This is a genomic window from Actinophytocola sp. (assembly GCF_035712165.1).
Taxonomy (GTDB): Bacteria; Actinomycetota; Actinomycetes; order Mycobacteriales; family Pseudonocardiaceae; genus DASYTH01.
Genome location: NZ_DASTBH010000458.1, coordinates 1 through 4,395, shown reverse-complemented (window position 1 = coordinate 4,395; position 4,395 = coordinate 1). Strand labels below are relative to the sequence as shown.

4 protein-coding genes are annotated in these 4,395 nt (G+C 72.6%); 2 read left to right on the top strand and 2 right to left on the bottom strand.

Annotation, left to right across the window (positions count from 1 at the left end; genetic code table 11):
• A partial coding sequence (locus VFO68_RS25795) for a beta galactosidase jelly roll domain-containing protein (RefSeq protein WP_325160973.1) occupies positions 1-1,649 on the top strand: 1,649 nt, incomplete at its 5' end.
• Positions 1,646-3,124: an alpha-L-fucosidase gene (locus VFO68_RS25790; RefSeq protein ID WP_325160972.1), complete on the top strand. Its 1,479-nt coding sequence runs from the start codon at positions 1,646-1,648 to the stop codon at positions 3,122-3,124. The genes VFO68_RS25795 and VFO68_RS25790, both read left to right, overlap by 4 nt.
• Positions 3,125-3,150: 26 nt before the next feature.
• On the opposite strand, the gene VFO68_RS25785 is transcribed toward VFO68_RS25790, so the two are convergent.
• Together VFO68_RS25785 and VFO68_RS25780 are read right to left on the bottom strand one after the other, a co-directional pair.
• Complete coding sequence (locus tag VFO68_RS25785) at positions 3,151-4,038, bottom strand: SMP-30/gluconolactonase/LRE family protein (protein ID WP_414635571.1); 888 nt, start codon at positions 4,036-4,038, stop codon at positions 3,151-3,153.
• 11 nt (positions 4,039-4,049) lie between these two features.
• The coding region (locus VFO68_RS25780) for a zinc-binding dehydrogenase (protein WP_325160971.1) at positions 4,050-4,395 on the bottom strand (346 nt) is incomplete at its 5' end.

The window sequence follows — 4,395 nt, the reverse complement described above, 5'->3', positions numbered from 1 at the left end:
CGGCGCGCACCGACGAGATGTCCACACTGGACTGGTCGACGCCGGACGGCCGGTACTCGGTGCCGGTGCGGGTCAACGGCCGGGACGCCAAGATCCTCATGGCCGGCTACGACCTCGGCGGGCAGCGCCTGGTCTGGTCGACCTCGGAGTTGATGACGCACGCCTTCATCGGCGGCCGGGACGTGGCCCTGCTCTACGGCCGGGCGGGGGAGTCCGGCTCGACCGTGCTGCGCTACCGGTCCCGCCCGTCGGTGCGGGTGCTCGACGGCCAGGTGCGCTCGTCCTACGACCCGGCCAGCGGCGACCTGCGGCTCGACCACGTCCACTCGGGTCTGGCCCGGGTGCTGGTCAGCGGCGGCGGCCGGCGGCCGATGCTGCTGCTGGTCGGCACCGACGAGACGGTGGCCACGTTCTGGCGGCTGGACACCAATGCCGGGCCGGTGCTGGTGCGCGGCACCTCGCTGGCCCGTTCGGCCCACCTCACCGGCGGCACGCTGCGCCTGCGCGCGGATGTCGAGGCCGACGGGGAGGTGGAGGTATTCGGACCGGCGCCGGCGCAGCGGCTGACCCTCGGCGCCGGTCCGGTATCCGTCCACCACCCGGCGAGCGGCTCACTGCTCGGCCGGGTGCGTGGCCCCGACTCGGTGCGGCTGCCGGCATTCACCGGGGGGCGGCAGCGCACCGAGGCGCCCGAGTCCACTGTGGACTTCGCGGACGCCGGCTGGACCGTCGCGGACAAGACCACCTCGACCAGCCCGCTGCCGCCGAAGACCCTGCCGGTGCTCTACGCCGGCGACTACGGGTTCGACTACGGGCACGTCTGGTACCGCGGCCACTTCACCGCCACCGGCGCGGAGACCGCGGTGACGCTGAACGCGATCACCGGCAAGAACGGGATCTACCAGGTGTGGCTCAATGGCCGCTATCTCGGTGTGGCCAACGGCGGCACCCAGGCCGACACCGATCCGGACAACCCGACGCCCAACCCCGACCCGGGCCGGGGCGACTTCCCGATCCCCGCCGGACTGCTCACCCCCGGCGCGCCGGCCGTGCTGTCGGTGCTGGTCGAGAACATGGGCCACAACGACGACTGGATCGCCAACGACATGCGGTTCAAGCAGCCGCGCGGCCTGACCGGCGCGGTCGTCGCGGGCTCGTCCGGGCCGATCGCCTGGCGGATCCAGGGCGCCCGGGGCGGCCGGGACCTGGCCGACCGGGTGCGCGGTCCACTGAACAACGGCGGTCTGTTCGGCGAGCGGGCCGGCTGGCACCTGCCGGAGTCCTCCGACAGGTTCTGGCGGCCGGTCGGCGTGCCTTCCAACGGCGCGCTGAGCCCGGGGATCTCCTGGTACCGCACCACGTTCCGGCTGGACCTGCCGCGTGACCAGGACGTGCCGGTCGGCCTGCGGTTCGGTGGCGACACCGCCCGGAACTACCGGGTGCTGATCTTCCTCAACGGGTGGAACGTCGGCAAGTACATCAACAACCTGGGCCCGCAGCGCGACTTCGTGCTGCCTGCCGGCCTGCTGGACGAGCGCGGCCAGAACACCCTCGCACTGGCCGTGATCACGCCGGAGGCCGCCGCCGGTGGACCGGGCCCGGTCAGCCTGGTGGCGCTGGGCAACCAACGGGGAGGTGTTCGGCAGTGAACACAGAAGGGTTGGGACGCCGGGGTTTCCTGACCGCGGCCGGCGCGCTGGCGGCGGCGACCGCGCTGCCGGTCCCGGCGGTCGCGGAGCCCTTCCATGGCGCCCGGGGCAACCGGTACGAGCTACAGCGGCGGTTCGTCGACTGGCGGTTCGGGATGTTCCTGCACTTCAACATGGGCACGTTCCATGACCAGGAATGGGTCAACCCGAACCAGGATCCGTTGTCGTTCAACCCGACCGCGCTGGACTGCGGGCAGTGGGCGGACGCGGCGCGGGCGGCCGGCATGAAGTTCGCCGTGCTGACCGCCAAGCATCACGACGGGTTCTGCCTGTGGCCGTCGCGGTTCACCGACTACGACGTGATGAGCAGTTCCTACCGGCATGACGTGGTGCGCCAATACATGGACGCGTTCCGGTCCAGGGGCGTCACGCCGTGCCTGTACTTCTCCATCTGGGACCGCACCAACGGGGTCGGCCCGCCGGTGTGGGACGAGCCGGCGCCGATCGACCTGGAGCTGGTCAAGGGCCAGCTCACCGAGTTGCTCACCCGGTACGGGCGGGTGCCGCTGCTGATCTTCGACGGCTGGGCCTGGCATCCGAAGCTCGGCCACAACACGATCTCCTTCGGCGACATCCGGGCGCATGTCGCGTCGATCCAGCCGGACTGCCTGGTCCTCGACCTCAACGGGCTGACCGTCCCATGGGACGCCGACCTGCTGTTCATCGAGGAGCCCAAGGGCGGCGTGTTCTGCCCGGAGGGCAACACCTACGCGGCCAGCCAGGGCCAGACGATCTCGCCGGCCGGCTGGTTCTGGCATCCGGCGACCCCGGACGTGTTGCTCACCCCGGAGCAGATCGTGGACGGCCACCTGCGGGTGCTCGAGCCTCGATACTGCACGTTCATCCTCAACTGCCCGCCCAACCCGCAGGGACTACTGGACGCAACCGTCGTCGAAACGCTTCGAACGGTCGGCGCGAACTGGCGGCCGGACCGCCGCCGCCCCCCGCTGCCGGCCCAGCCGGACCAGCCCCGCCGGCAGCTCACGCCGGTGTCGGCCACCGCGACGAGCGGCACCGCCGCCGCGGTGATCGACGGGCACAGCGACTTCGGCTGGAACGGGCAGGCCGACCAGACCCTGTGGCAGTCGACCGGGCCGCTGCCCCAGACGATCACGGTGGATCTGGGCCGGACCCGTTCCGGCATCGACACGGTGTCCTACCTGCCCCGCCAGGACACCGCGACCAACTACCGGTACGACTACCTGACCGAGGGCAACATCACCGGCTACCGGGTGGAGACCAGCGTGGACGGCGCCCGGTTCCGCGAGGTGGCCCACGGGTCCTGGGCGGGCGACCACACCCTCAAACACGCCCGGTTCCGCCCGGTCCGGGCGCGGTACGTGCGGCTGCGGGCGCTTGCCACGGTCGGCGGTGCGACCGCGATCGCCAGTGAGATCGGGATCGGCACCACTTAGCTGTGTTTCCGGACGAGCAGAGCTGGTCACTTCGGTCGGATCGGTTTCGAAACCGGGTTAGGACCGAACGTCCGGGCGGGCCTGCCCCTGACGCCGGGGCGGGCCCGGAACAGGGCACCGGCCTCGGGTTGGGCAGCCGGGCCGGTGCCCTGCCGGGACGTCGTGATGTAGAGCTCGTCCAGCCCTGGCCCGCCGAACGTGCACGCCGTCACCTGGGTGACCGGCAGGGCGAGTTCCTCGACCAGCCGGCCGTCCGGTTCGTAGCAGCGCACCGCGCTTCCACCCCACAGCGCCACCCACAGCCGGCCGTCGGCGTCCACGGTCAGCCCGTCCGGGGCGCCGGCATCCTCCGGGATGCGCAACAGCGGGCGCCGCGCGGTCAGCCCGCCGTCGTGGTCGTAGTCGAACGCGTCGACCCGGTGGGTCGGGGTGTCGACGTAGTAGGCCGTGCCGCCGTCCGGGCTCCAGCCCAGGCCGTTGGAGATGGTCACGCCGGTGAGCAGCGTGGTCACGGCGCCGTCCGGGTCGAGCCGGTACAGCGTGCCGGCGCCGGGGGTCTCGGCGTAGGCCATGGTCCCGCAGTAGAACCGGCCGTGCGGGTCGCAGTCGCCCTCGTTCATCCGGATGCCGGGGTCGGTCCACAGTTCGCCGAGCGGGCGGATCCCGGTCAGGTCCGCGCCGGCCAGGGCGAAGCCGCGCTCGAGGGCCAGGACCGCGCCGCCGTCCGCGCGCGGCCGCAGCGCCGCGACCACCCGGCTCACCGAATGCCGGGTGACCGCCTGCGTGTCCGGGTCCAGCTCGAGCACGTCGCCCGCGAGCATGTCCACCCAGCGCAGACCGGGCCAGCCGGGATGCCACACCGGACCTTCGCCGTGCTCGGCAACGGGATCGGTGACCTGCTCCACTGTGGACACCGGGTCTCCTCTCACGGTCGCAGCAGCACCTTGACCGCTCCGGCGGCCGGATCGGCCAGCAGCCGGAACGCCTCGGCCGCGTCGTCGAGACGCACCTCGTGCGTGATCAGGACGGCCGGGTCGAGCGCGCCGGCGGCGAACGCGCGCACCGCGTGGGTCCAGGCCCGGGGCGGCGCCCCGAACACGGTGTAGAGGGTTATCTCGCCGAGCACCAGGTCGGCCGGCGCGGGCGGCCGCTCGTCCACACCGGGAATGCCGATCAGCGCGACCCGGCCGCCGCGCCGGGCCAGCCGCACGGCGGTGCGGGCCGTGCCGGTCGCCCCGGCCGCCTCCACCACCAGGTCGTACCCTCCGGCC